Below are 24609 nucleotides of genomic sequence, written 5' to 3' on the forward strand. Positions count from 1 at the left end.
CCAGAAATGCAAAGCGGCCCGGTATACCGGGCCGCCTGGGCGTCGGGCCTGCCGTGTGCGACGTCGATCGCGGACGATCAGTCGCCGAACAGCTTCTGGCGCAGTTCGCGGCGCTGCTGGGCTTCGAGCGACAGCGTGGCCGTGGGGCGGGCCAGCAGGCGCGGCACGCCAATCGGCTCGCCGGTTTCTTCGCACCAGCCGTAGTCGCCAGACTCGATACGCTGCAGCGATTGCTCGACCTTCTTCAGCAGCTTGCGCTCACGGTCGCGCGTGCGCAGTTCCAGGGCGTGTTCTTCCTCGATCGTGGCGCGGTCAGCCGGGTCCGGCACGATGACCGTTTCGCGCAGATGTTCTGTAGTCTGGTCCGCATTCTTGAGGATTTCATCGCGAAGCTGCTCAAGGCGATTCTTGAAGAAGGCGAGCTGCGCCTCGTTCATGTAATCCTTGTCGCTCATCTTCAGGATTTCAGCTTCAGTCAGAAGTTTGTTGCTGCTCATGGTTCCTGCTGATTCTCTTGTTGATGCGACCGGCGGCGTCTTCGTCCGCTCGGGTGCAGTGGCCGTCCGCTTGCGCGGTGCGGCTGTTTCACTCTGGCTGGCTGCAGTCTTGCTGCTTCGCGTGCCTCCCTTGGCCTCGCCCGCATCGGCGTGCGCCGTACTGCCGCGGGGAGCTGGCGTCGCCTTTTCGGGCGAAGCCTTGAGCGTCTCCGCCGCAGCGGTACCTGTCTTGCTGCGGCTTTCCTTGGTCTTTGTTGCGGCTGTCATGGGGACACCTCTCTCAACGCGTCGAAGAGTGACGGCGCACCGATCGTTGGTCCCCAAGCGGAGGGCGGTCTCCGCACGAAGCCAACGACCGCGCCTGCCGGCGGCCCCGCCTCATGCTGACGACGACCGCCGCCCTGCAAATACCGATGGCGCCCAGAGGTGCGCCGCCGGTATCAAATCCGGCCTATTGTACTTGAACAAATTTTTCCGAGATATGGGAGAAAGACCCACAAGAGACAGGAGTTTTCCCGGTATTGCCCACCCAAGGGGAGGGTAGCGGGCGCAGGCGGGGTGGCTGGGCGCCCCGGCCGCCAGGCGGCGGCGGGCGCACCTGGAGAGGAAATCAGGCCAGGCAGGCGGCCAGGCCCTTCAGAATGGCGTCGCGCGGCAGCTCGACGCCGATGAACACCATCTTGGTGCCAGGGGTTTCGTCGCCCCACTTGGCGCCGATGTCGCTGCCCATCAGCTGGTGCACGCCCTGGAACACCACCTTGCGGTCCACGCCTTCCATATAGAGCACGCCCTTGTAGCGCAGCAGCTTTTCGCCGTAGACCGACAGGATGCCCGACAGGAATTCCTCGAGCTTGCCATAGTGGAACGGCTTGTCGCTACGGAAAACGAACGATGCGATGCGGTCGGTGTGGTGATGGTGGTGGTGATGGTCGTGCGCGTGGCCGTGGTCATGCCCATGATCATGGTCGTGATCGTGATCGTGATCGTGGCCGCAGTCGGTGCCGCAGTGCTCGCCATGCTCGTGCGCATGGTCGTGTTCGTCCGCGCGCAGGAAGTCCGGGTCGATTTCGAGCTTTTCGTTGAGGTTGAAGCCGCGCAGGTCGAAGATCGTGTCGATCGGCGTTTCGCCGAAGTTGACCGCACGGATCGGCGCGCGCGCGTTCATGTGCCGCAGGCGGTGGCGCAGGTCGTCGACCTCCTCCTGGCCAACGAGGTCGGACTTGGTGATGAAGATCGTGTCGGCAAAACCCACCTGGCGCTGGGCTTCTTCCTGCTTGTCCAGCTGCAGGTTGCCGTGCTTGGCGTCCACCAGCGTGACGACCGCGTCCAGCAGGTAGCGCGATGCAATTTCCTCGTCCATGAAGAACGTCTGGGCCACCGGGCCAGGATTGGCCACGCCCGTGGTTTCAATCACCACGCGGTCGAAATCGAACTTGCCTTCGTCGCGTTGGGTGATCAGGTCGGACAGCGCCTGCACCAGGTCGCCACGGATCGTGCAGCAGATGCAGCCGTTGCTCATCTGCACGATCTGCTCGCGGCCGTCCTGCACCAGGATTTCGTTGTCGATGTTTTCCTCGCCGAACTCGTTCTCGATCACGGCGATCTTCATGCCGTGCTGCTCGTTGAGGATGCGCTTGAGCAGCGTGGTCTTGCCGCTGCCGAGGAAGCCGGTAAGGATCGTGACCGGGACGAGTTTGGACATGTTGTTCTGCTCCGAGGAGGAAGCCGGTAAAAAGTGAGCGCGAAAAAATCGCCCTGGTTCAGTGATCGATGTCGCCGCCGTGGCCGCCGCGCACCTTGCCGCATTCCGCGCAGACGCCATTGACCGTCAGTTCGACGTGCTCCACCGCGAAGCCGCTCGGCACCTTCGGCGCCACCGACTTGCCCGCCGACTCCAGGCAGAACGTGCGGTCGCAGCGCGTGCAATGAAAGTGGCTGTGCTGGCGGTGGACTTCGGCGCGCGCGGCCTCGTGCTCCACCAGCGTGAAGCGGAATACGCGGTCGTTGCCGGCGCGCTTTTGCGCCATTCCCTGGTCCACCAGCCAGTCCAACACGCGATAGACCGTCACGCGGTCCACGTCGCCATCGGCCGGCAGGCGGTCGATCACGGCCTGGTGCGTCAGCGGCGCCTCGGCGTCGATCAGGCATGCCAGGATGGCCACGCGCGGCTGCGTCACGCGCGCGCCAAGCTGGCGCAGGCGCGCCTGCGCCGCGTCGAGGCTGCCGGCGGCCGCTGCTTCAGGCACGGCGGCGGCATCCGGATGGATAGTGGGGCGGTTCATGCGGGGATTTAACCATAGGCCCCGGCGAGTTGCAATTCAGTTGCACAAGCAGGGTCTTTGTGCGCCGGCTGGCACGAGCGTGCCGCCAAAAGCGCCTATGATCGGCAGGCGGGCCAGACGACAAACCGGAGACTTTGCCATGCAGAACGACGCCAGCGCGCTGCTGTTTCCCAACTTCGAGTGGTTTCGCCTCAAGGTGGGCGATGTCGAGATCGGCGGAGTCCGGGGCGGCTCGGGGCCGCCGCTGCTGCTGTTGCACGGCTTTCCGCAAAGCCACCTGATATGGCACAAGGTGGCGCCGGCGCTGGCCGACCGGTTCACGGTGATCGCCACGGACCTGCGCGGTTATGGCGCCAGCAGCGCCCCCGCCGGCAGCGCAACGCACGATGTATATAGCAAGCGCATGATGGCGCAGGATCAGGTGGAGGTCATGCGCCAGCTTGGTTACCATCAGTTCGCCTTGTGCGCGCATGACCGTGGCGCGCGGGTGGCGCACCGTCTCTGCATGGATCACCGCGATGCGGTCAGCCGCCTGATGCTGCTCGACATCGCGCCCACGCTGGCCATGTACGAAGCCACCGACATGGCGTTTGCCGCGGCGTACTGGCATTGGTTCTTCCTGATCCAGCCCGCGCCGTTTCCGGAAACGCTGATCAACGCCGAGCCGGAGTTCCTGGTCGACAAGCTGCTGGGCCTGCGCCACGCCGGCTCCGTGCATAGTCCGTTCGCGCCCGATGCCCTGGCCGCCTATATCAATGCGATGCGCGAACCGGCGCGCGTGCACGCCATGTGCGAGGACTATCGCGCCGCCGCCACCATCGATCTCGACCACGATCGCGCGGACCGCGAGGCCGGCCGCAAATTGCAAATGCCGGTGCGCGTGCTGTGGGGCGAGCACGGTGTCGTCGCGCGCTGTTTCGAGCCATTGAAGCTCTGGCAGGAAGTGTGTGCCGATGTCACCGGTGCCATGCTTCCGTGCGGCCACTACCTGCCCGAGGAATCGCCCGACGCGCTGCTGGAAGAAATCCTCAGTTTCATTACATTCCCGTAAGAAACGCTAGTTTCTCGCGGGTTAGCCCCTATACCTGCTGCTTGTTCTGCATTGCTAACATCCACCTCCGGCTCCGCCTGTCGGCGGGGTTTGACGCTGCATACCACCCATACATCGTGCCGATGGTCACCGCGTTTTTTCGATATGGATCGACGCGATCGGAGCACGCAAAAATAGCGATGCCCCGGCGGCATGCGCGGCGTTGGAACGGGAATCCCAGAGGGAACAGGAGAGACGTAATGAAACGAGTTGCAATGCATATCGCAGCTGCGCTGGCCGTTGCCGGCGTGGGTGCTTTCACGGGAGCGCAGGCGCAGGAATACCCGGGCAACAAGCCGGTGCAGGCGGTGGTGCCTTTTGCCGCGGGCGGCCCGACTGACAAGGTGGCGCGCGAACTGACGATGATCATGTCCAAGCATCTGGGCACGACGATCGTCATCGAAAACCTGGGCGGTGCCGGTGGCACCATCGGTGCCAAGAAGGTGGCACAGGCCAAGGGCGACGGCTACACGATCCTGATCCACCATATCGGCATGTCCACCGCGCCGGCGCTGTACCGCAACCTGGGCTTCGATCCGCTCAAGGACTTCGAGATGGTCGGTGAAGTCGCCGACGTACCGATGGTGATGGTTGGCAACAAGCAACTGCCGCCGGCCACGTTCAAGGATCTGATTCCGTACATCAAGGCCAATGCAAGCAAGCTGTCGCTGGCCAACGCCGGCATCGGTTCGGCCTCGCACCTGTGCGGCCTGCTCTTCCAGAGTGCGATTCAGACCGAACTGACGACCGTGCCGTACAAGGGAACCGCCCCGGCGCTGACCGATATCCTCGGTGGCCAGGTGAACCTGATGTGCGACCAGACCACCAACATCGCCGGCCAACTCAAGGCGGGGGCGCTGAAGCCGTACGCCGCGATGCAGTCGCGCCGCGTGGAAGCGTTCAAGGACATCCCGACCGCTGCCGAGCAAGGGCTGCCGGGCGTGGAAGTGAAGATCTGGCACGCCATGTACGCACCGAAGGGCACGCCGAAGCCGATCATCGACAAGCTGTCGGCCGCGCTGCAGAAGTCGGTGCAGGACCCGAACTTCCGCGCCAAGATGGCCGAGCTCGGTGCTGAAGCCGTGCCGGCACAGCGTGCAACGCCCGATTCGCTGCGCACGTTCCTGACGGCGGAAATCAACAAGTGGACGCCGGTGATCAAGAAGGCCGGTGTGTACGCCGACTAAGTACTGACTGGGCGCTGACTGGGCGCTGACTGGGCGCTGACCGGGCGCCGACCGTTGCTGGATCGCTCCCGGTGCTCGAAAGGCCACGCGAAATGCGTGGCCTTTTTTATTTCTGGCGGACTCGCCGCCCATCGGGCAACGGAACCTGGTTCCGCCGATGCTGGTCCGACGCTCGATTCAGCGATTTCCTATATTGGAAGACTGTTGCCCGACATGGCCGCCTCTTGAAAGCCGGTCATGTGGCGCCACCTACCCCGCTGACACCTCTCACGCAAAGGCATCATGGAACAGTATCACGGCACCACCATCGTCAGCGTCCGGCGCGGCAATCAGGTCGCACTGGGCGGTGACGGCCAGGTCACGCTCGGCAATATCGTGATGAAGGGGACGGCCCGCAAGGTCCGGCGCATTTACAACGGCAAGGTGCTGGTCGGGTTTGCCGGCAGCACGGCCGACGCATTCTCGCTGCTTGACCGCTTCGAGGCGAAGCTGGAGAAGTACCAGGGGAACCTGACCCGCGCGGCGGTGGACCTGGCCAAGGACTGGCGCTCGGACCGCGCGCTGCGCCGCCTGGAGGCGATGCTGATCACGGCGGACAAGGACACCACGCTGGTCATCACCGGCAACGGCGACGTGCTCGATCCCGAGGGTGGCATTGCTGCCATCGGCTCGGGCGGCGCGTACGCGCAGTCGGCGGCCAAGGCGCTGATCGAGAACACCGAGCTGGCGCCGAAGGACGTGGTCGAGAAGGCCCTGACCATCGCCGGCGAGCTGTGCATCTACACGAACACCAACTTCGTCATCGAAACCCTCGACTGACGCGCCCCAACGGATTCCCATGTCGCAAACCATGACCCCGTCGGAAATCGTTTCCGAACTCGACAAGCACATCATCGGCCAGAACAAGGCCAAGAAGGCCGTGGCCGTGGCGCTGCGCAACCGCTGGCGCCGCCAGCAGGTGGCCGAGCCGCTGCGCCAGGAAATCACGCCCAAGAACATTCTGATGATCGGACCCACGGGCGTGGGCAAGACCGAGATCGCGCGCCGTCTGGCCAAGCTGGCCGACGCGCCGTTCATCAAGATCGAGGCCACCAAGTTCACCGAAGTGGGCTATGTGGGCCGCGACGTCGACACGATCGTGCGCGACCTGGCCGAGATGGCCGTCAAGCAGACGCGCGAATCGGAAATGAAGAAGGTGCGCACCAAGGCCGAGGACGCGGCCGAGGACCGCCTGCTCGACGTCCTGCTGCCGCCGCCGCGCGATATCGGCTTCCAGCAGCATGAGGACAAGGATTCGAACACGCGCCAGGTGTTCCGCAAGAAGCTGCGCCAGGGCGAGCTCGATGACAAGGACATCGAACTCGAAGTGTCCGCCGGCATGCCGAGCATGGATATCATGGGCCCGCCGGGCATGGAAGACATGACCGAGCAGATCCGCACGATGTTCGCCGGGCTGGGTCAGGGCAAGAAGGCGCGTCGCAAGATGAAGGTCAAGGAAGCGTTCAAGCTGCTGATCGACGAAGAGGCCGCCAAGCTGCTCAACGAGGAAGAGCTCAAGCACAAGGCGATCGCCAACGTCGAGCAGAACGGCATCGTGTTCCTGGACGAGATCGACAAGATCGCCAGCCGCAGCGATGTGGGCGGCGGCGAGGTATCGCGCCAGGGCGTGCAGCGCGACCTGCTTCCGCTGGTGGAAGGCACCACCGTCAACACGAAGTACGGGATGATCAAGACCGACCACATCCTGTTCATCGCGTCGGGCGCGTTCCATCTGTCCAAGCCGAGCGATCTGATTCCGGAACTGCAGGGCCGCTTCCCGATCCGCGTGGAACTTGAGTCGCTGTCGGTGCAGGATTTCGAAGCCATCCTGACGCAGACCGATGCGAGCCTGACCAAGCAGTACCAGGCGCTGCTGAAGACCGAAGAGGTTGAGCTGCAGTTCGCGCCGGACGGCATCCGCCGCCTGGCCGAGATCGCGTTCTCGGTCAACGAGAAGGTCGAGAACATCGGCGCGCGCCGCCTGTACACGGTGATGGAGCGTCTGCTGGAAGACCTGTCGTTCCACGCGACGAAGTCGTCGGGCGAGACCGTGACGATCGACGCCGCCTACGTGGATGAGCGCCTGGGCGACCTGGCGGGCAACGAGGACCTGTCGCGCTACGTGCTGTAACGCGGCGCGCCGCGTCGTCAGAAAAAAAGCCGGACAGATGGCCGGCTTTTTTTTGCCTGCTGGGTCGGCCGGAACTAGTGTGCGTGTCCGGCGTGAGCGGCGCCGGCCGGGGCGATGATCTCCAGCGCCGGTGCGGGCGACTTCAGATCGCGCGGGTTCTGGCCGTCGCTCGGAATCTGCGTCCACTCCGACTTGCCGTCTTCACATTCCTGCGCCACCGGGAAGTAGAGCTTGCCGCCCTGTTCCGGCAGCTTCATCAGCAGGCGGAATTCATCGAAATGCTGGTCGGCCAGCGTATTGCCAGACCAGCGGATCGTGCGCACGTCTTCTTCCACAGTCTTGCCGTGCGAGGTGTACGGCTTGGCCAGCCTGGCGCGCTGCACGTCGAGCTGCCAGCCCGGTTTCGGTTGCGGATGCGCACCCTGCACGCCGTCGGGGATCGTCACGGTGATGGATTTCGTCGCGCTGCCGTTGCAGCCGTGCCCCACCAGCAGCACGCCCTTGAAGTAACTGCCAGCGGGCGCCTGCTTCTGTTCGAAGACGATGTGGGCGGCGGCCAGCGGTGCGGCGGCGGCCAGCAGCAGGGCGATGAGAATGCGCGAGGTCATGAATCGGTCAACGTGTCTGGAAGTGCGTCAGTCTAACTTTCCGTCCACCGTGGCGACGTGCGACGTGGTGCCGCAGCCGGACCCCAAGGCCGAACTCACCATCCCCGAATACGTCGGCGGTGTTTCAAAGGCAGGTGCAGGATGTCACACCCGTAACCCTCGTAAGCATTGGTAAGCACACTGGCGCCGACCCCGCGCCAATGAGACCCTTGCGCACCTTGTTGGTCGATGGACCGGTGCGGGAGCCACCGCACACTGCACAAACACCTACCGGGAGTCAGCCTTGCGTACAACCTTCTTCAAGAGCAACCGGGTGCGAAAGCGCCGCGTTGCGACAGCCACCGCCGCAGTCGTGGGGGCCATCACCGCGGCCACCGTATTTCTCTGCATTCGCCCTGCGATATTGCCGGCCGCCAATGCCGCGGCGCCAGCAGACCAGACCGAGCGTTACGCCGCCACGCAGACGGTAGTGACCGCCGAGGCCATCGCTTCGGGTGCCTTCGTGACGCTGGCCGACCGCCACGCCAGCGATGCCGAGCGCATGGCCGATGCGTCGGACGACGACCTCGGCTGGGACTACGTGCAGCTCCGCCTGTAAATCCGCCGGCGGGACCGTGTCAGCGCGACACGGGGCGCTTGCCCAGCTTCCGCTGCAGCGTACGCCGATGCATGTTGAGCGCGCGCGCCGTGGCGGAGATATTGCCGCCGTGCTCCGTGAGCACGCGCTGGATATGCTCCCACTCCAGGCGGGCTACCGATAACGGCACCGGCTCCTCGAGCGCGGCCTCCGCCGCGTCTTCCGAAACCCCCGCCATCAGCGCCGTCAGAATCGAATCGACATTGGCCGGCTTGGCCAGATACTCGTCGGCACCCTGCTTCACCGCGGCCACGGCCGTGGCGATACTCGCGTAACCGGTCAGCACCAGAATCCGCGCGTCGGGCAGCGCGTGGCGCAGCGGCGCCACCAGATGCAGCCCCGATTCGGCGGCGGCGGTGCCGCCGGCCTCGGGCGGCGGGCCGAGGTGCAGGTCCAGCGTGACGTAGGCAAACGGCGTCTTCGCGGCCAGCGCCAGCGCGCTGCCGCCGTTGTGCGCGACCTGGACGGCATAGCCGCGGCGCGTCAGCGCACGGGCCAGCGTGCCCGAGAACACTTCGTCGTCATCGATCACGAGGAAAGGCGTGGCCTCGGCTGCGTCGGCGCGTTCGTTGGCAGGTACGTCAGTCATTACGGTTGAAATTCGGAGGAAATGGAGATCGGCTGCCCGGCTGCACCGGCCAGGGGCAGATGCAGCTCTGTCACCGTGCCGCCCGCCGGATTGTCCAGCCAGGCCAGCCGCCCGCCCAGTTGGCGTGCCGCGCTTTGCGCAAGGTACAGGCCGATGCCCTGGCCGCCGTGGGTGCTTGCCACGGGGGCTTCGCCAAGCTGGGTGCGCAGTCCGGGCGCAATCCCGCTGCCATGATCGGTCACGCGCCAGATCAGCGCATCGGCGTTGCGCGTCACGGCAAGCGACAGTGGCGGTGTTTGGCCCGGCGCGTTGAGTTCCGTTTGCTGGCTGCGCGCGGCGTTGTCCAGCACGATGGTCAGGATCTGGCTGACGCGCGCCGTATCGACGGCCTGCGCGCCGGCATCGGGCGACACGTTCGCATGCAGGCTGGCATGCGGATGGCGCAACTGCCATCGCTCGACGAACGATGCGATCCAGCCGTCGATGCGCTGCGGCGCCAGCGTTTCGTTGTCCTCGCGCAGCCGCGCCAGGATCGAACGGCAGAGTTCCAGCTGCTGTTCCATCGTGCGCAGGTCCGGCAGGTAGTCGGCGACTTCTGTCTTGCCGCGCCCGGCATCCTGGGCATCGGCGCGCAATTCACCGGCAATCACAGCCAGCGTGGCCAGCGGCGTGCCGATTTCATGCGCCACGGCGGCGGCCTGGTCGTTGAGCGCCTCGACGCGCGCCTCACGCAGCAGCAGCTCGCGGGCCTGGTTGAGCTGGGCATCGCGCTGGCGCAGCACATTGGACAGCCTTGCCACGAAGAACGCGATCATCACCGCGCTGGCGACGAAGTTGAGCCACATCCCGGCCAGGTGATAGTTCACCGCGTTGTCGGGGTTGTGAAGATGCAGCGGCAGGTATTCGAGCAGCAGCAGCGAATAGCAGGACAGCGCGTAGACCGCCAGCACCACCACCAGCCGCCAGGGCAGGATGGCCGCCGCGATGGCCAGGCCGGGCAGGTAGAAAGACACGAACGGATTGGTGGCGCCGCCGGTATAGAACAGGATGGCCGACAGCGATGTCAGGTCCACCATCATCTGCACCATCAGCTCGCCGTCGCCAGGCATCGTGCCCCGCGTGGCATGCCAGCGCAGCCGTGCCACCGAATACAGGTTGAATGCGGTCTGGATCGAGAACAGGAACAGTAGCGGCTTGTACGGCAGCATGATGCCGGCGATCGATTCGCACGACACCAGCAGCATCGCCTGGCCTGCCAGCAGCGCCCAGCGCAGCCAGCACAACCGGCGTAGGCTGACCAGGCTATGGCGTTGCGCCGGCACGCCGAAGATGGCCGGCAGCGGGGTAGGGGACAGATCGATCGAGGCGTGCATGGCGCGAGTGTAGCAATGCTGAGGCAGGTTGCCCGCTATGCGACACCGTGCCGCATTCTGGGCCGCCGGCGGTGCTGCCAGACTATCCGGTTACATGGCGGCCCGGCGGTGCCTGGCGCGCCGTGGTCTAATGGTCGATCCGAAATTTTCCCTTTCGAGCTGAATCGTGGAGATGTTCCCAATGCAAGCCAAAGTCCGTGCGGCGCGCGCCGCTTCCATCGTCACCCTTGGCCTGGCCGGTCTGCTGGCCAGCGCCCACGTCATGGCCCAGGTCGACGTCAGTGACGCCTGGGTACGCGGCACGGTGCCGGCGCAAACCGCGTCTGGCGCATTCATGACGATCCACGCGCATGAAGCGGCAAAGCTGGTCGGCGTGTCGTCGCCGGTGGCCACGGCCGAACTTCACGAAATGAAGATGGACAACAACGTGATGCGGATGCGCCAGATCCCGTCGCTGGACCTGCCGAAGATGCAGGAGGTGCAGCTCAAGCCGGGTGGCTATCACGTGATGCTGATGGGCCTGAAACAGCAGCTCAAGGCGGGGGACACGGTGCCCATCACGCTGAAGTTCGAACAGAACGGCAAGGTCACGGAGCAGACCGTGAAGGCCGAGGTGCGGGACGTGACCGCGGCGGCCCAGTCGGGTGGCCAAACGCAGCACAAGCACTGAACACGCCGGGCGGCGGGGCGCCCATGCGGGGCGCCTGCTCAGCCGCGCAGGCTGATTGCCGCGGCGTCTTCGTCTTCCGGGGCAGCCACGGCCTGGCGCACGCGATCGCGCAGCCAGGTATGGCCCGGATCGGCCTCGGCCTTCTCTGGCCAGATCATGCTGTAGGTGAAGCCCGGGATCGTGAACGGCGCCTCGAAGATGGCCAGGCGGGTGTCGGCCAGCGCTTCCAGGCTGCGCCGCGCGGTGGTCAGGACCATATTGGTACCGACGATCAGCGCCGGTGCCACGCTCCAGTGGGGCACCGAACAGGCGATCTTGCGCCGGCCGCCCAACCGCGTCACGGCGGCATCGATGGCCTCGCCACGCTCGGTGGCCGCCGTCACCAGCACATGCGAGCGTGCCAGATAGGCCACGTGATCTAGCCGGCCCGTGTCGCGCACCGTGGCGGCATCCACCGCGCATGCGAAATCGTCGTCGAACAGCACCGCGGTGCGCACGCCCTCGGGCTCGAACGCAAAGGCGCCCAGCGCGATGTCGAGCTCGCCATCGGCAATCTGCGAGGTCATCGTCTCGCGGCTGGCCTGGGTGACCACGAGGTCGATGCTGGGCGCGGCGCGGCGCAGCGCCCGCAACAGCCGGGGCAGCACCACGAGCGCGCCGTAATCGGACATCGCCAGCCGGAACGTGCGCCGTGCCGTCGCCGGCTGGAACCCGCCCGGCCCCAGCAGAATGCGTACCTGCGCCAGCGCCTCGGCCAGCGGCGTGGTCAGCTCGTGGGCGCGCGGCGTCAGCACCAGCCCGCCCTGACCGCGCACCAGCAGCGGGTCGTCCAGCAACTGCCGCAGCCGCGCCAGGGAATGGCTCACGGCCGGCTGGCTGAGCTGTAGACGCAGCGCCGCGCGCGAGATATGGCGTTCGGCCAGCAGCGCTTCCAGCACCACCAGCAGGTTCAGGTCGATTCCGCGTAGGCTATTCATGACGCGAATGTTAAACCGGACTGCGCCCGTTTTGTCATTCGCGGAGCGCAGGAGTGAAAATTTTCACTGGGAATTGAGAGATGTCTCAGCCTGACGACGTTTCAGGCAATCGGGACACAGGCAATGCTGGCCCGGCACGATCTGGCGCGCCGGCAGCAGCGGCAGGCTGGCGCACCAGCATTCGGGCAACCCGGCCGCATAGCCGCAGACGAACGCGGCACCGCAGGCGCTGCAATGCTCCACGGGGCGCAGCCGGCCGGTCTGGATCGTCGACGGGTTGGTCATGACGTGTATCCTTGTTGCATTGCCGCGATTGCAATACCGCCGCCGGTTTCTTGTAGAATCGGCGCCTGCCCGCAATGCCGGCTCGCCCGTATCGCCATATCCGGCGGACGGTTCGTCATGATACCTGCTCCAGATCACACGGAATGTCCGAAGCCATGAACGCTGACAATCCTGGGCCTGCCACCACGTCGGTAGCGGCCATCGCCCCCTCTCTCAAGGCCGAAATCCTTGCCGAGGCACTCCCTTACATCCGCAAGTTCCACGGCAAGACCATTGTGGTCAAGTACGGCGGCAATGCGATGACCGAGGAAAAGCTCAAGCACGGCTTTGCGCGCGACGTGATCCTGCTGAAGCTCGTTGGCATGAACCCGGTGGTGGTGCACGGCGGCGGCCCGCAGATTGACGAGGCGCTGAAGAAGGTTGGCAAGGTCGGCACGTTTATCCAGGGTATGCGCGTCACCGACGAGGAAACCATGGAAGTGGTGGAATGGGTGCTCGGCGGTGAAGTCCAGCAGGACATCGTCATGCTGATCAACCAGTACGGCGGCCAGGCCGTGGGCCTGACCGGCAAGGACGGCGGCCTGATCCGCGCCAAGCGCCTGCAGATGCCGGACCGCGAAAATCCGGGCACGTTCATCGACATCGGCTACGTGGGCGATATCGAGGCGATCAACCCGGCGGTGGTGAAGGCGCTGCAGGATGACGCGTTCATCCCGGTGATCTCGCCGATCGGCTTCTCCGATGACGGCCAGGCCTACAACATCAACGCCGACGTCGTGGCCGGCAAGATGGCCGAGATCCTGAAGGCCGAAAAGCTCGTCATGATGACGAACATTCCGGGCGTGATGGACAAGAAGGGCAACCTGCTGACCGACCTGTCGGCGCGCGAGATCGAGGAACTGTTCGCCGATGGCACGATTTCCGGCGGCATGCTGCCGAAGATCTCGTCGGCGCTCGACGCCGCCAAGAGCGGTGTGCATTCGGTCCACATCATCGACGGCCGCATCGAGCACTCGCTGCTGCTGGAAATCCTGACCGAACAGGCCTTCGGCACGATGATCCGCTCGCACTGAGCGCCTCACCGGGGAACCTGCCACGTGCGGGTTCCCGTCCCTTTCCCATTCAGGTTCACAATCCAGGCGTGTATATCCGACAGCCCACCCAGCGTCGCGGCAGGGATCGCGCACGCCGCCTCTCGTCCGACTCCGTATCGGTTCATCGTCCACGCCAGCATCTGCGGCGTGGCGCGGTGGGCAATACGTCGGGCAAGACGGTGTGGCTGTTCGATCTCGACAACACGCTGCACGATGCATCGCACGCGATTTTTCCGGCCATCAACGGCCTGATGACGGCCTATGTGGCGCGGGTGCTGGGCAGCGACGAGGCCACGGCCAGCCGCGTGCGGGTGGAATACTGGCAGCGCTACGGCGCCACGCTGCTTGGCATGATTCGCCATCATCAGGTGGACGCGGCGGACTTTCTGCGCGCCGCGCACGATTTTCCCGAGCTGGCCGACATGGTGCGCGTGCGCCGGGGTTTGGCGGCGGCGCTGCGCCAGTTGCCGGGCCGGAAGATCCTGGTTACCAACGCGCCGCGCGACTATGCGCATGCCGTGATGGCGGTGGCTGGCATCGAACGCTGCTTTGAGCGCGTGGTGGCCATCGAGGATATGTGGGTGCACGGCCATTTGCGCCCGAAGCCCGACCGGCGCATGCTGCGCCGATTACTGGCGCAGACCGGCGTGGCGCCGCACCGCGTGGTGCTGGTGGAAGACACCGTCTCGCACCTGAAGCACTACGCGGGCATGGGCATCCGGACGGCCTGGGTCACCGGCTTTCTGCGCACGCTGGCCCCGTCCCGGCCGCACCCGGTGCCGGCGCAGGCAGGCGCGGCGCGCGATGCCGCCACGCGCTCCACGCTGGCTGCCGAAGATCGTCAGCATGTGAGTCATGCGGCCCAGGAGCGCTCGGTGACACTGGTGGCGGCCGAAAGCCAGGACCCGTCCGTTGACCACCCAGGCGGTGAGTCAAACGGCCAGACTGCGGCAACGGCGCCACAGATGCAGCCCGATCACGCACCAAGAGTGCGTGCGCGCGTGGTGAATCGCCCGGGATATGTGGACATAAAAGTACAATTGATGCATCAACTCCTACGACAAAAGCGGAGAATCGGGTCATGACGCAAACCATCGCTCGCGAGGCAGAGGCACTTATGCCAGTTGCCCAATCGGCCAACGAGCCGGAGACTCCGGCACGCAAGCGCCCGCGCCCGGGCGAACGCCGCATCCAGATTCTGCAGACGCTGGCCGGCATGCTCGAGCATCCGCGCGGGGAAAAGATCACCACGGCGGCGCTGGCTGCGAAGCTCTCGGTCTCCGAGGCGGCGCTGTATCGCCACTTCGCCAGCAAGGCGCAGATGTTCGAAGGCCTGATCGGCTTTATCGAGCAGACGGTGTTCGGCCTGATCAACCAGATCACCACGCAGGAGGAACATGGCCTGCGCCAGGTGCAGGCCATCGTACGCATGCTGCTGAACTTCGCGGAGAAGAACCCGGGCATGACGCGCGTGCTGACCGGCGAGGCGCTGGTGGGCGAGCACGAGCGACTGCAGGAGCGGATCAACCAGATGATCGATCGCATCGAGGCGTCGCTGCGGCAGTGCCTGAAGGTGGCGGTCACGCAAGCCGCGTTTCCCGCCGATGCCGATATCCCGGTGCGCGTGGCGCTGATCACCGCGACGGTACAGGGCCACTGGCACCGCTACGCCCGTAGCGGATTCCGCAAGCTGCCGGGCGACAACATCGACGCCCAGCTGCGCGTGCTGCTGGGGTAAAGACCCCGCACCGGCAAGCGGTCATGGATGCGGCCGGCGGCTTTGCACTATAATGTGCGGGTCGCGCCGATTTGATGACTGGCTTGCGGGCGCGCGGCAAACGGAGAACAGACTCTCCGGTTGCCAATATAAATGCGGCTAAAGAGGTTGGGTTGGTGCCTCGCGGATGAATCATCCACGCTCGAAGCACTGACACGCGGAATCCCGCGAAAAGCCCGACTTGGCTGCGAAACCAACGCATTGGCCGGTCGGGTTTTTTTTCGCCTGCTGATTTGACGCGGGCCTGCTCCATGACCGATGTCGCTCCTCCCGCTGGCGTGCTTGAAGTGCCGACCGATTCCGTCGGTGTCGTCACGCCCCAGTGCCTGCATTTTGCCGAGCCGCTGAAGCTGCGCAACGGCACCCAGCTTGCCGGCTACGACCTGATGGTCGAAACGTACGGCACGCTCAATGCGGCGCGCAGCAATGCCGTGCTGGTGTGCCACGCGCTCAACGCCTCTCACCACGTGGCCGGTATCGCCGCCGACAATCCGCGCGATATCGGCTGGTGGGACAACATGGTCGGGCCGGGCAAACCGCTCGATACCAACCGTTTCTTCGTCATCGGCGTCAACAACCTCGGTTCGTGCTTCGGCTCCACGGGGCCGATGAGCACCAACCCCGCCACGGGCACGCCATACGGCGCGCTGTTCCCGGTGGTGACGGTGGAAGACTGGGTCAACGCGCAGGCGCGCGTGGCCAATCACTTCGGCATCGAGCAGTTTGCCGCGGTGATGGGCGGCAGCCTGGGCGGCATGCAGGCACTGGCCTGGAGCCTGATGTATCCGGACCGCCTGCGCCACTGCATCGTGGTGGCGTCCACGCCGAAGCTGTCGGCGCAGAACATCGCGTTCAACGAGGTGGCGCGCAGCGCCATCCTGTCCGATCCGGACTTCCACGGCGGCAACTACTACGCGCACAACGTCAAGCCCAAGCGCGGGCTGCGCGTGGCACGCATGATCGGCCATATCACGTACCTGTCCGACGAGGACATGGCCGAGAAGTTTGGCCGGACGCTCAAGGCCGAGGACATCCGCTTCTCGTTCGACGTCGAGTTCCAGGTGGAAAGCTACCTGCGCTACCAGGGCGACAAGTTCGCCGAATACTTCGACGCCAACACGTACCTGCTGATCACGCGCGCGCTGGACTACTTCGACCCGGCGCTGGCCTTCGAGGGCGACCTGACGAAGACGATGGCGCAGACGCACTCGAAGTTCCTCGTGGTCAGCTTCAGCACGGACTGGCGCTTTGCGCCGAACCGTAGCCGCGAGATCGTCAAGGCTTTGCTCGATAACAAGCGGCAGGTGTCGTACGCCGAGATCGACGCGCCGCACGGCCACGACGCCTTCCTGCTGGAAGACCCGCGCTATCACAACCTGATGCGCGCCTACTACGAACGCATTGCCGAGGAGATCGGTGCATGAACGCCGCCAATCCCAATATCCTGGCGCTGCGCCCCGACTTTCGCGCGATTGCCCGCTGGGTGGAGCCGAATTCGACAGTGCTTGACGCCGGCTGCGGCGATGGCAGCCTCCTGCGCGTGCTGCAGGATGAGCTGGAGGTGAAGGCCTACGGCATCGAGATCCGTGACGAGGAAGTGCTGGCCTGCGCGCAGAAGGGTGTCAACGTCATCCAGCAGAACCTGGAGGGCGGCCTGGCGCTGTTCGAGGACCAGAGCTTCGACACGGTGATCCTGTCCCAGACGCTGCAGACCATCCACAACACCGCCCAGGTGCTGCGCGACACGCTGCGCGTGGGGCGCGAGTGCATCGTCTCGTTCCCGAACTTCGGCTACTGGCCGCACCGCCTGTCGGTGTTTCAGGGGCGCATGCCGGTGTCGGAGTCGCTGCCCTACCAGTGGTACAACACGCCGAACGTGCGTGTGCTGACGATCCGCGACTTCGAGGAACTGGCCCCGAAGGTGGGCCTGCGCGTGCTGGACCGCGTGGTGATGCACGAAGGCGTGACCGTGAACTGGGGCGTCAACTGGCGCGGCAGCCTGGCCGTGTATCGCGTGACGTCCGTCTGATCCGCGGGGCGGAACTGGAGTGTCCCTAGCTTGACGCAAGCCTCGGGCAGGCATACCGTACGAAAATTCCCGAACGATCGTACGTTTTTCTGCCCGAGTTCTGTCATGACGCAAGCGCCCCTGCATCCACTCGATCACGCCCTGCAACTGGAGCCGGCTGGCGAACATCGCTTTCGCGGCCACACCAGCCAGGCCTACTGGAACATGATTGGGCCGTTTGGCGGCGCCACGGCGGCCGCGATGCTGCAGGCCGCGCTGATCCATCCCGAGCGGCTGGGCGACCCCAGCGCGCTGACTGTCAACTTTGCAGGCCCGATCGCCGAAGGTGAGTTCGAGATCGTTGCGCGGCCGTCCCGCACGAACAGGTCGACGCAGCATTGGCATCTGGAACTGCTGCAGAGTGGCGAAGTCACCACCACGGGCACCGCCGTGTTTGCCGTACGCCGGCCGACGTGGAGTTGCGGTGAGGCGGCGATGCCCGATGTGCCCGCCGCCGGATCGCTGCCCGCGATGGGCGGATTCGCCCCCGTGAAGTGGATCGGCAGCTACGACATGCGCGCGATACGCGGCGCCAAGCCCAATGCCGCGCCTGGCACTGAGAACCCTGACAGCCTGACGCAGTTCTGGATTCGCGACGAACCGGCGCGCACGCCGGACTACGCGGCCATCGCCGCCTGGTGCGACGCGTTCTATCCGCGCATCTTCCTCAAGCGTGCCGGCTTTGTGCCGGCCGGTACGGTGTCACTGACCACCTATTTCCATGCCGATGCCGCCACGCTGGCAGCGCTCGGCGACCGCCACGTGCTGGGCAGCGCCCAGGCGCGGGTGTTCCGGCAGGGCTTCTTCGACCAGAGCGCGGAGATCTGGAGTCCGGATGGCGAGTTGCTGGCTACGTCTCACCAGATCGTTTACTACAAGGAATAAGTCAGGCGGGACGCGCGACCGCCCCTTCGGCCGGCTCGCGCGCCTGGGCTTCGTAGCGATGCACGGTATTGCGCATCGCCCAGAGCAGCGCAACACCGGGCACGGCGGCGATAACGGTGCCCACGTAAAACGGCGCCCAGCCCCACGCTTCCACCATGTAGCCCGAGGTCGGCCCCACGTAGACACGGCCGATCGAGGCCAGCGCCGACAGCAGCGCGTATTGCGTGGCCGAGAACGAACGGTTGCACAGCGTCATCAGCAGTGCGACGAATGCCGCGGTGCCCATGCCGCCGCAGATATTTTCGACCGCGATGGTGGCGGCCATCGTCCACAGGTGCGGCGGCGTTACCGACAGCACCCAGTAGCCGAGGTTCGATACGCCCTGCAGGATGCCGAACAGCATCAGCGACCGGTAAAGCCCCAGCCGGACCATCAGTGAACCGCCGAACAGCGCGCCGACGATGGTCGCCGCCAGGCCCAGCGTCTTGTTGACGATGCCTACCTCACCGGGATCGAAGCCCAGCCCCCGGATCAGGAACGTGGTCGACAGGCTGCCCGCGAAGGCGTCGCCGAGCTTGTACAGCACGATCAGCAACAGCAGCCACCATGCGCCTTGCCGCCCGAAGAAGTCGCGCAGCGGGCCGAGCACCGCTTCTTCCAGCGAGCGCGGCGCGCGCGCCGGTGCGTCGGGTTCGGGCGCCCAGAACAGGGTAAGCAGGCCCACGCTCATCAGCGCGGCCATCAGCAGGTACATGTTCGACCAGCCCAGCACGCGATCGGCCAGGTAGAGCGCCAGTCCGCCCGATACCAGCATGGCCAGCCGGTAGCCCAGCACCTTGACCGCCGCGCCGGCGCCGCGCTCGTCGGGGCGCAGCACGTCGGTGCTATAGGCGTCGAACACGATGTCCTGCGAAGCGGACAGGAAGGCCACCAGCGTGGCCAGGGCCGCCAGCGCCCAGAGTGCCTGGTGCGGCGGGCAAAACGCCATCGCCGCGATGCCGCCCACCAGCGCGAGCTGTGTCACCAGCAGCCAGCCGCGCCGTCTGCCCAGCAGCGGCGGCGTGTAGCGGTCCATCAACGGCGCCCACAGGAACTTGAAGATGTAAGCCTGCCCGACCAGCGAGAAGAATCCGATGGTCTTGATGTCGAGGCCCTCCACGGTCATCCAGGCCTGGAGCGTGCCGGATGTCAGCGCCAGCGGCAGGCCGGACGCAAAGCCGAGCGTCAGCATGGCGCCGATGCGGCGGTTGCGGAAGATGTCGAGATAGGTATGGAAATTCATGATGGGGTGGCGCCAAGGCTGGCGTGTATTATTGCATCACCGTTCGCGCCGCCCCGCACACTTTACGACTTCTCCGCGCATCCAGCCCCCGCCGTGAAGCCCATCATGTCCAAGATCATGCGTCAGTCCTGCCTGCGCCACGCGCTGGCTGCCGTGGCATGCGCGCTGGCGCTGCCGGTCATGGCGCAGACCGTCGCGGTTGTGGCGGCTCCCGAAGATGGCGTACGCCTGGACCGGCGCAATTCGCGGGTGCGCGAAATCGTGCCAATGGAGGTCATCGACCAGCAGGCCGCGCGCGAGTACGAGCAGGTCAGGCAGGAAGCCATCGCCAGACATACGCTGCTGGACGACGATCATCCGCAGGTGCAGCGCCTGCGCGAGATCGGCATCCGCCTGCTGCCCCAGACCGTGCTCTGGAACCCGCGCGCCGGACGCTGGCCGTGGGAAATCAACGTCATCCGCGCGAAGCAGGTCAATGCGTTCTGCATGCCCGGCGGCAAGATGGCCGTCTACACCGGCCTGCTCGACGACCTGAAGCTGACCGACGACGAAGTGGCCGTGGTGATGGGGCACGAGATCGCCCACGCGCTGGAGGAGCATGCGCGCCAGCGCGCGGCACAGGCCGAAATCTCGAATCTTGGCGCCAACGTGGTGTCGCAACTGACCGGGTTTGGCAACCTGGGCAATATGGATATCGGCTCCAACGCCAAAATGCTGTCGCTGCGGTTTTCCCGGGCGGAGGAGACCGAGGCCGACCTGATCGGCATGGATATCGCCGCGCGCGCTGGCTACGATCCGCGCGCCGCCATCACGCTCTGGCAGAAGATGGGCAAGTTCCTGCAGGCCGGCGACGAATTCACGTCGACCCATCCGTCGGGCCGCACGCGCATCGCCGTGCTGGAAGCGCACATGAAGGAGGTGCTGCCGCTGTACGCCAAGTCCATGAACATGCCGATGGACAAGCTGGCACCCCACCAGGCCAACATGGCGGGGCTGGGCGGAGCCCCGGTGGATGCTGGCGACGAAGACCAGATGCGACCGCTGAAGCAATAAAAAAACCGGCTCCGAGGAGCCGGTTTTTATTTCGCGGCGCGCCAGGCGCCGTGCTGGCTTACGCCTTCAGGCCGGTAGCCTCGTCGGCGCCGATGCGTACGTTCATGCACTGCACCGCCGCGCCCGCGGCACCCTTGCCCAGGTTGTCCAGACGCGCCACCAGGTTCAGGCGTTCTTCGTTGCCGAACACGAACAGGTCCACGCGGTTGGTGTCGTTGCTGGCCTGCACGTCGAAGAAACCCTTGTCCAGGTTGTCGTCGCTGTTGTACGGATGCACGCGCACGAACTGCTCGCCTTCGTAGTGCTTGCGGTAGATGTCGAGGATGGCCTCGGCATCGGCCTTGCGCGACAGCAGCGACGGATACACCGGCACCGTCACCGACAGGCCCTTCAGGAAGTTGCCGACGATCGGGTTGAAGATCGGCGCCTGCGACAGGCCGGCCTGCACGCGCATTTCCGGCAGGTGCTTGTGCGTCAGGCCCAGTGAGTACGGACGCGGGCTGTTCAGCTTGGGATTACCGCCGGCTTCGAACTCGGCAATCATCGACTTGCCGCCGCCGCTGTAGCCGGTCAGCGAAAACGCCGAGACCGGGTAGTCGGCCGGCATCAGGCCCGCTTCGACCAGCGGACGCACGGCCAGCACGAACGCGCTGGCGTGGCAGCCGGGCACGGCGATGCGGTTGCTTTCGCGGATCTTCTCGCGCTGGCCGCGGGTCAGCTCGGGCAGGCCATAGGCCCAGCTATCGGTCGTGCGGAACGCCGTGCTGGCGTCGATCACGCAGGTATTCGGATTCGTGACCAGCGAAACGGCTTCGCGCGAGGCCACGTCGGGCAGGCACAGGAAAGAGACGTCCGAGGCATTCAGGAAGCGTGCTCGCTCCTGCGGGTCCTTGCGCTTGTCATCGGCGATGCGCAACAGCTCCACGTCGGAGCGACCCGAGAGATAGTCAAGCAACCGGAGACCGGTGGTGCCTTCCTGACCATCGACGAACACTTTGAAAACCATGACGGACTCACTTTTAAAAATGCGAAAAGTCTCCTGTCCTTGGGGGCGGAGAACCTGCATTGTAGCGAGATTGGATGCCTGACGCAGGGTTTACGCCAAAAGCGGGGCTGTAGCGGACAGGCGGGGTAGAGCGGGCGCCGCGTATCGCTTTTCGCGGCGCCTTTTCACCGCCCTTTCACATCACAACGGAAAGTCGTAATCGATTGACAGCGGTGCGTGGTCGCTGAACTTCTCGTCTTTGTAGATCGAGCACGCCTTGGCCGTGGCCGCGATCTTTGCGGTGGTCAGGTGGTAATCGATACGCCACCCGACGTTCTTCGCGTAGGCCTGCCCGCGGTTGCTCCACCACGTGTACTGCTCGGGACGGGGATCGAGCTGGCGGAAGACGTCCACGTAGCCGTGCGTGTCGAAGAGGTTGCCAATCCAGGCGCGCTCTTCGGGCAGGAAGCCTGAATTCTTCAGGTTGCCCTTCCAGTTCTTGATGTCGATTTCCTTGTGCGCGATGTTGACGTCACCGCACAGCACGATCTCGCGCCCGCTGGCCTTCAGTTGCAGCAGATGGGGCAGGAAGGCTTCCATGAAGCGGAATTTGGCCGCCTGGCGCTCCTCGCCGCTGGAACCCGAGGGCACATAGACCGAAATCACCGCAAGGTGCGGATACTGCACCTCGACATAGCGGCCTTCGGCGTCGAATTCGGCACAGCCAAAGCCGGTGACCACGCGCTCCGGCTTGTGGCGGGTGTACAGGCCGACGCCGCTGTAGCCCTTTTTCTCCGCGTAGTGGAAGAAGCCGTGATAGCCATGCGGCACCAGGAACGCTTCGGTCATGTCGGCTTCCTGGGCCTTGAGTTCCTGTACGCAGACCATGTCCGCGTCCTGCTTGCCCATCCAGTCGAAGAAGCCCTTCTTGTGGGCCGAGCGGATGCCGTTGAGGTTGGCGCTGATAATCCGTAACATCTCGGGAAATTTTGAATTCAGAGAGAAAAGATGACGCAGCAGACGACGCCGGGCGACCTGAGCCAGACCTTTATCCGCTTTGCACTGGATGCGGGCGTGCTGTCCTTCGGCGAGTTCGTGACCAAGGCCGGCCGCAAGTCGCCGTACTTCTTCAACGCCGGCCTGTTCAACCAGGGCGCGATGCTGGGTCAGGTGGCGCAATTCTACGCGAAGACCCTGATCAACTCGGGTCTGCAGTTCGATGTGCTGTTCGGACCGGCCTACAAAGGCATCACGCTGGCGTCGGCCACGGCCGTGGCGCTGGCCGGCATGGGCCGCGACGTCGGCTTCGCCTACAACCGCAAGGAAGCCAAGGACCACGGCGAAGGCGGCACGCTGGTCGGCGCGAAGCTGCAGGGCAAGGTGGTGATCGTCGACGATGTGATCTCGGCCGGCACGTCGGTACGTGAGTCGATGCAGATGATCCGCGCCGCGGGCGCCGAGCCGGCTGCCGTGCTGATCGCGCTGGACCGCATGGAAAAGAGCGGCACCGCCGACAACGTCGGCACCCATTCGGCCGTGCAGGACGTGCAGCGCGAGTATGGGGTGCCGGTAATCGCCATCGCCTCGCTGAAGGACCTGCTGGCGTATCTGGATGCCTCGCAGGACCCGGCGCTCGGGAACTCTCGCGACGCAGTCGCTGCCTATCGTCAGAAGTACGGCGTCTGACAGTTGCACACGGCCCCGCACGGGGCCTTTTTTATTGGTGGCGGGATTCTCTCGGCGGCAAAACAGCGGAGTATTGGCGTGGCGGAAAAGCGGCGGCAGGACAAGGAAGCGATCAAGCGCGAGATTGGCGAGCAGGGCGCGCCGCCGCAGGATTCAGCGGCCGATGCCGCGACACCGGCCAAGGCCAAGGGATCGACGGGCCGCCGCAAGGCACCGCCGCTTGAGCACTGTGCGCCCGATGCACCGCCCAACCAGGGTGCGGCGCACGAGGCCTATACCATCCGCGCGCTGGTACTTCAGGGGGGCGGAGCGCTGGGTTCGTACCAGGCGGGCGTCTACCAGGGGCTGGCTGAAGGCGGCATTCATCCGAACTGGATTGCCGGGATATCGATTGGCGCGCTAAACGCGGCGGTCATCGCGGGCAATCCGCCGGAAACGCGCGTCGCGCAGCTGCGCGCGTTCTGGGAGTACATCTGTGCCCAGCCCTGGCTGCCGGGCCTGCCGCTGGACCTGCTGACCGAGGCCGCGCCAACATGGCCGGAGCCGATGCGCATCTGGTTCGACAGTTTCAACGCCACGCGCGCGCTGCTGGAAGGCCAGCGCGGGTTTTTCTCTCCGCGCGCCATCACCGATCTTTGGGCGCGTTTCGACGATCCGGGCAGCGCCAGCTACTACGACACCGCGCCGCTGAAGGCCACGCTGGAGCGCTTTGTCGATTTCGATCGCATCAACCGGCCCAAGGAAATGCGCGTGTCGGTGGGCGCGGTCAACGTGCGCACCGGCAACTTTGCGTACTTCGACAACACGCGCATGACGCTGCGCGCCGAGCATTTCATGGCGTCGGGCGCGTTGCCACCCGGCTTTCCGGCCGTCGAGATCGATGGCGAGTATTACTGGGATGGCGGCCTGGTCTCGAACACCCCGTTGCAGGAAGTGCTGACGGCCCAGCCGAGGCGCGACGCGCTGATCTTTCAGGTGGACCTGTGGAGTGCGCGCGGCAAGCTGCCGCATAACCTGCTGGACGTGGCCGAGCGCCAGAAGGACATCCAGTATTCCAGCCGCACGCGGGCCATTACCGACTACATGCGCGAGCAGCAGAACTACCGCCGCATGCTGAGCGAACTCATGGCACTGGTGCCGCCGTCGAAGCGCGACGATCCGTGGTACAAGCGCGCGGCCGATCACGCCTGCGACGCGCGCCGCAACGTGATCCAGCTGATCTACCGCGACAAAACCTTCGAAGGCAGCGCCAAGGATTACCAGTTCGGCGTGCTGACGATGCACGAACACTGGTCAAGCGGACTCGACGATATTCGCGACACGCTCAAGCATCCGCACTGGCTGGCGATGCCGGGTCCCGAACGGCCGTTCGTCACGCACGACGTGCATCGCGGCAACGGCGACACCTGACCCA

At 65.2% G+C, this 24609-nt stretch carries 26 protein-coding genes; 15 read left to right on the forward strand and 11 right to left on the reverse strand.

Annotation, left to right across the window (positions count from 1 at the left end; all coding sequences use genetic code 11):
- Positions 1-77: 77 nt before the first annotated feature.
- The 3 genes from dksA to AC3FLX_RS11060 all read right to left on the reverse strand — a co-directional run bounded on the left by dksA (position 78) and on the right by AC3FLX_RS11060 (position 2779).
- Positions 78-764 carry an RNA polymerase-binding protein DksA gene (gene dksA, locus AC3FLX_RS11050; RefSeq protein ID WP_488696433.1) on the reverse strand — a complete coding sequence of 229 codons (687 nt, stop codon included), beginning with the start codon at positions 762-764 and terminating at the stop codon, positions 78-80.
- Between the two features lie 343 nt (positions 765-1107).
- Positions 1108-2199 carry a CobW family GTP-binding protein gene (locus AC3FLX_RS11055; protein ID WP_488696435.1) on the reverse strand — a complete coding sequence of 364 codons (1092 nt, stop codon included), beginning with the start codon at positions 2197-2199 and terminating at the stop codon, positions 1108-1110.
- A gap of 58 nt (positions 2200-2257) precedes the next feature.
- Positions 2258-2779, reverse strand: coding sequence for a Fur family transcriptional regulator (locus AC3FLX_RS11060; RefSeq protein ID WP_488696437.1), 522 nt, complete (start codon positions 2777-2779; stop codon positions 2258-2260).
- A gap of 139 nt (positions 2780-2918) precedes the next feature.
- Here AC3FLX_RS11060 and AC3FLX_RS11065 point away from each other — a divergent pair, with 139 nt between their 5' ends.
- The 4 genes from AC3FLX_RS11065 (at position 2919) to hslU (ending at position 7226) form a co-directional block, all read left to right on the forward strand.
- Positions 2919-3830 carry an alpha/beta fold hydrolase gene (locus AC3FLX_RS11065; protein WP_488696438.1) on the forward strand — a complete coding sequence of 304 codons (912 nt, stop codon included), beginning with the start codon at positions 2919-2921 and terminating at the stop codon, positions 3828-3830.
- 239 nt (positions 3831-4069) lie between these two features.
- On the forward strand, positions 4070-5056 hold the full coding sequence (locus AC3FLX_RS11070) for a tripartite tricarboxylate transporter substrate-binding protein (protein WP_488696440.1): 987 nt from the start codon (positions 4070-4072) through the stop codon (positions 5054-5056).
- Positions 5057-5338: 282 nt separating this feature from the next.
- The gene (gene hslV / locus AC3FLX_RS11075; RefSeq protein WP_315593382.1) at positions 5339-5875 is read left to right on the forward strand and encodes an ATP-dependent protease subunit HslV; all 537 of its coding nucleotides are present in this window, start codon (positions 5339-5341) and stop codon (positions 5873-5875) included.
- A gap of 19 nt (positions 5876-5894) precedes the next feature.
- The gene (gene hslU / locus AC3FLX_RS11080) at positions 5895-7226 is read left to right on the forward strand and encodes an ATP-dependent protease ATPase subunit HslU (protein WP_488696442.1); all 1332 of its coding nucleotides are present in this window, start codon (positions 5895-5897) and stop codon (positions 7224-7226) included.
- Between the two features lie 74 nt (positions 7227-7300).
- Here hslU and AC3FLX_RS11085 read toward each other — a convergent pair whose 3' ends face one another.
- Positions 7301-7834, reverse strand: a complete 534-nt coding sequence (locus tag AC3FLX_RS11085; protein WP_488696444.1) for a YcnI family copper-binding membrane protein — start codon at positions 7832-7834, stop codon at positions 7301-7303.
- 283 nt (positions 7835-8117) lie between these two features.
- Here AC3FLX_RS11085 and AC3FLX_RS11090 point away from each other — a divergent pair, with 283 nt between their 5' ends.
- The gene (locus tag AC3FLX_RS11090) at positions 8118-8432 is read left to right on the forward strand and encodes a hypothetical protein (RefSeq protein WP_488696446.1); all 315 of its coding nucleotides are present in this window, start codon (positions 8118-8120) and stop codon (positions 8430-8432) included.
- Positions 8433-8451: 19 nt separating this feature from the next.
- Here AC3FLX_RS11090 and AC3FLX_RS11095 read toward each other — a convergent pair whose 3' ends face one another.
- Together AC3FLX_RS11095 and AC3FLX_RS11100 are read right to left on the reverse strand one after the other, a co-directional pair.
- The gene (locus AC3FLX_RS11095) at positions 8452-9060 is read right to left on the reverse strand and encodes a response regulator transcription factor (RefSeq protein ID WP_488696448.1); all 609 of its coding nucleotides are present in this window, start codon (positions 9058-9060) and stop codon (positions 8452-8454) included.
- Entirely contained in the window at positions 9060-10433 is a 1374-nt protein-coding gene (locus AC3FLX_RS11100) for an ATP-binding protein (protein WP_488696450.1), read from the reverse strand. Before AC3FLX_RS11100 ends, AC3FLX_RS11095 begins: the two co-directional genes overlap by 1 nt.
- Positions 10434-10614: 181 nt before the next feature.
- Here AC3FLX_RS11100 and AC3FLX_RS11105 point away from each other — a divergent pair, with 181 nt between their 5' ends.
- Positions 10615-11103, forward strand: coding sequence for a copper chaperone PCu(A)C (locus AC3FLX_RS11105; protein ID WP_488696452.1), 489 nt, complete (start codon positions 10615-10617; stop codon positions 11101-11103).
- A 38-nt stretch (positions 11104-11141) separates the two neighbouring features.
- Here the strand turns inward: AC3FLX_RS11105 and AC3FLX_RS11110 are convergent, their stop codons facing one another.
- Both AC3FLX_RS11110 and AC3FLX_RS11115 read right to left on the reverse strand, forming a co-directional pair.
- Positions 11142-12080 (reverse strand): LysR family transcriptional regulator, encoded by a 939-nt coding sequence (locus AC3FLX_RS11110; RefSeq protein ID WP_488696453.1) that lies wholly within the window; start codon positions 12078-12080, stop codon positions 11142-11144.
- A 63-nt stretch (positions 12081-12143) separates the two neighbouring features.
- Positions 12144-12365: a cysteine-rich CWC family protein gene (locus AC3FLX_RS11115; RefSeq protein ID WP_488696455.1), complete on the reverse strand. Its 222-nt coding sequence runs from the start codon at positions 12363-12365 to the stop codon at positions 12144-12146.
- A gap of 155 nt (positions 12366-12520) precedes the next feature.
- Here AC3FLX_RS11115 and argB point away from each other — a divergent pair, with 155 nt between their 5' ends.
- The 6 genes from argB to AC3FLX_RS11145 all read left to right on the forward strand — a co-directional run bounded on the left by argB (position 12521) and on the right by AC3FLX_RS11145 (position 18189).
- The gene (gene argB, locus AC3FLX_RS11120) at positions 12521-13438 is read left to right on the forward strand and encodes an acetylglutamate kinase (protein WP_066735077.1); all 918 of its coding nucleotides are present in this window, start codon (positions 12521-12523) and stop codon (positions 13436-13438) included.
- A 68-nt stretch (positions 13439-13506) separates the two neighbouring features.
- Positions 13507-14544, forward strand: a complete 1038-nt coding sequence (locus AC3FLX_RS11125; protein WP_488696457.1) for a pyrimidine 5'-nucleotidase — start codon at positions 13507-13509, stop codon at positions 14542-14544.
- Positions 14541-15197: a nucleoid occlusion factor SlmA gene (slmA, locus tag AC3FLX_RS11130; protein WP_488696459.1), complete on the forward strand. Its 657-nt coding sequence runs from the start codon at positions 14541-14543 to the stop codon at positions 15195-15197. Before AC3FLX_RS11125 ends, slmA begins: the two co-directional genes overlap by 4 nt.
- A gap of 290 nt (positions 15198-15487) precedes the next feature.
- Positions 15488-16660: a homoserine O-succinyltransferase MetX gene (gene metX / locus AC3FLX_RS11135; protein ID WP_488696461.1), complete on the forward strand. Its 1173-nt coding sequence runs from the start codon at positions 15488-15490 to the stop codon at positions 16658-16660.
- Entirely contained in the window at positions 16657-17265 is a 609-nt protein-coding gene (gene metW, locus AC3FLX_RS11140) for a methionine biosynthesis protein MetW (RefSeq protein WP_488696463.1), read from the forward strand. Before metX ends, metW begins: the two co-directional genes overlap by 4 nt.
- A 105-nt stretch (positions 17266-17370) precedes the next feature.
- The gene (locus AC3FLX_RS11145) at positions 17371-18189 is read left to right on the forward strand and encodes an acyl-CoA thioesterase (RefSeq protein WP_488696465.1); all 819 of its coding nucleotides are present in this window, start codon (positions 17371-17373) and stop codon (positions 18187-18189) included.
- A 1-nt stretch (position 18190) separates the two neighbouring features.
- Here the strand turns inward: AC3FLX_RS11145 and AC3FLX_RS11150 are convergent, their stop codons facing one another.
- Positions 18191-19471, reverse strand: a complete 1281-nt coding sequence (locus AC3FLX_RS11150; RefSeq protein ID WP_488696467.1) for a muropeptide transporter — start codon at positions 19469-19471, stop codon at positions 18191-18193.
- Positions 19472-19576: 105 nt separating this feature from the next.
- On the opposite strand from AC3FLX_RS11150, the gene AC3FLX_RS11155 reads away from it, so the two are divergent.
- Positions 19577-20524: a M48 family metallopeptidase gene (locus AC3FLX_RS11155; RefSeq protein ID WP_488696468.1), complete on the forward strand. Its 948-nt coding sequence runs from the start codon at positions 19577-19579 to the stop codon at positions 20522-20524.
- Between the two features lie 58 nt (positions 20525-20582).
- Here the strand turns inward: AC3FLX_RS11155 and argC are convergent, their stop codons facing one another.
- Together argC and AC3FLX_RS11165 are read right to left on the reverse strand one after the other, a co-directional pair.
- Positions 20583-21530 (reverse strand): N-acetyl-gamma-glutamyl-phosphate reductase, encoded by a 948-nt coding sequence (gene argC / locus AC3FLX_RS11160; RefSeq protein ID WP_488696470.1) that lies wholly within the window; start codon positions 21528-21530, stop codon positions 20583-20585.
- A gap of 180 nt (positions 21531-21710) precedes the next feature.
- Positions 21711-22487, reverse strand: coding sequence for an exodeoxyribonuclease III (locus tag AC3FLX_RS11165; RefSeq protein ID WP_488696472.1), 777 nt, complete (start codon positions 22485-22487; stop codon positions 21711-21713).
- A 30-nt stretch (positions 22488-22517) separates the two neighbouring features.
- Here AC3FLX_RS11165 and pyrE point away from each other — a divergent pair, with 30 nt between their 5' ends.
- Together pyrE and AC3FLX_RS11175 are read left to right on the forward strand one after the other, a co-directional pair.
- Positions 22518-23195, forward strand: a complete 678-nt coding sequence (gene pyrE / locus AC3FLX_RS11170) for an orotate phosphoribosyltransferase (protein ID WP_488696474.1) — start codon at positions 22518-22520, stop codon at positions 23193-23195.
- 78 nt (positions 23196-23273) lie between these two features.
- A complete protein-coding gene (locus AC3FLX_RS11175; protein ID WP_488696476.1) occupies positions 23274-24605 on the forward strand; it encodes a DUF3734 domain-containing protein in 1332 nt (443 codons plus the stop codon).
- The last annotated feature ends 4 nt before the right edge of the window (positions 24606-24609 follow it).

This window comes from Cupriavidus sp. 291-E7, assembly GCF_057798835.1.

Coding starts and splice junctions, on each gene's coding strand:
- dksA (WP_488696433.1), bottom strand. CDS start 764: ATGACAGCCGCAACAAAGACCAAGGAAAGCCGCAGCAAGACAGGTACC.
- AC3FLX_RS11055 (WP_488696435.1), bottom strand. CDS start 2,199: ATGTCCAAACTCGTCCCGGTCACGATCCTTACCGGCTTCCTCGGCAGC.
- AC3FLX_RS11060 (WP_488696437.1), bottom strand. CDS start 2,779: ATGAACCGCCCCACTATCCATCCGGATGCCGCCGCCGTGCCTGAAGCA.
- AC3FLX_RS11065 (WP_488696438.1), top strand. CDS start 2,919: ATGCAGAACGACGCCAGCGCGCTGCTGTTTCCCAACTTCGAGTGGTTT.
- AC3FLX_RS11070 (WP_488696440.1), top strand. CDS start 4,070: ATGAAACGAGTTGCAATGCATATCGCAGCTGCGCTGGCCGTTGCCGGC.
- hslV (WP_315593382.1), top strand. CDS start 5,339: ATGGAACAGTATCACGGCACCACCATCGTCAGCGTCCGGCGCGGCAAT.
- hslU (WP_488696442.1), top strand. CDS start 5,895: ATGTCGCAAACCATGACCCCGTCGGAAATCGTTTCCGAACTCGACAAG.
- AC3FLX_RS11085 (WP_488696444.1), bottom strand. CDS start 7,834: ATGACCTCGCGCATTCTCATCGCCCTGCTGCTGGCCGCCGCCGCACCG.
- AC3FLX_RS11095 (WP_488696448.1), bottom strand. CDS start 9,060: ATGACTGACGTACCTGCCAACGAACGCGCCGACGCAGCCGAGGCCACG.
- AC3FLX_RS11100 (WP_488696450.1), bottom strand. CDS start 10,433: ATGCACGCCTCGATCGATCTGTCCCCTACCCCGCTGCCGGCCATCTTC.
- AC3FLX_RS11105 (WP_488696452.1), top strand. CDS start 10,615: ATGCAAGCCAAAGTCCGTGCGGCGCGCGCCGCTTCCATCGTCACCCTT.
- AC3FLX_RS11110 (WP_488696453.1), bottom strand. CDS start 12,080: ATGAATAGCCTACGCGGAATCGACCTGAACCTGCTGGTGGTGCTGGAA.
- AC3FLX_RS11115 (WP_488696455.1), bottom strand. CDS start 12,365: ATGACCAACCCGTCGACGATCCAGACCGGCCGGCTGCGCCCCGTGGAG.
- argB (WP_066735077.1), top strand. CDS start 12,521: ATGAACGCTGACAATCCTGGGCCTGCCACCACGTCGGTAGCGGCCATC.
- slmA (WP_488696459.1), top strand. CDS start 14,541: ATGACGCAAACCATCGCTCGCGAGGCAGAGGCACTTATGCCAGTTGCC.
- metX (WP_488696461.1), top strand. CDS start 15,488: ATGACCGATGTCGCTCCTCCCGCTGGCGTGCTTGAAGTGCCGACCGAT.
- metW (WP_488696463.1), top strand. CDS start 16,657: ATGAACGCCGCCAATCCCAATATCCTGGCGCTGCGCCCCGACTTTCGC.
- AC3FLX_RS11145 (WP_488696465.1), top strand. CDS start 17,371: ATGACGCAAGCGCCCCTGCATCCACTCGATCACGCCCTGCAACTGGAG.
- AC3FLX_RS11150 (WP_488696467.1), bottom strand. CDS start 19,471: ATGAATTTCCATACCTATCTCGACATCTTCCGCAACCGCCGCATCGGC.
- AC3FLX_RS11155 (WP_488696468.1), top strand. CDS start 19,577: ATGTCCAAGATCATGCGTCAGTCCTGCCTGCGCCACGCGCTGGCTGCC.
- argC (WP_488696470.1), bottom strand. CDS start 21,530: ATGGTTTTCAAAGTGTTCGTCGATGGTCAGGAAGGCACCACCGGTCTC.
- AC3FLX_RS11165 (WP_488696472.1), bottom strand. CDS start 22,487: ATGTTACGGATTATCAGCGCCAACCTCAACGGCATCCGCTCGGCCCAC.
- pyrE (WP_488696474.1), top strand. CDS start 22,518: ATGACGCAGCAGACGACGCCGGGCGACCTGAGCCAGACCTTTATCCGC.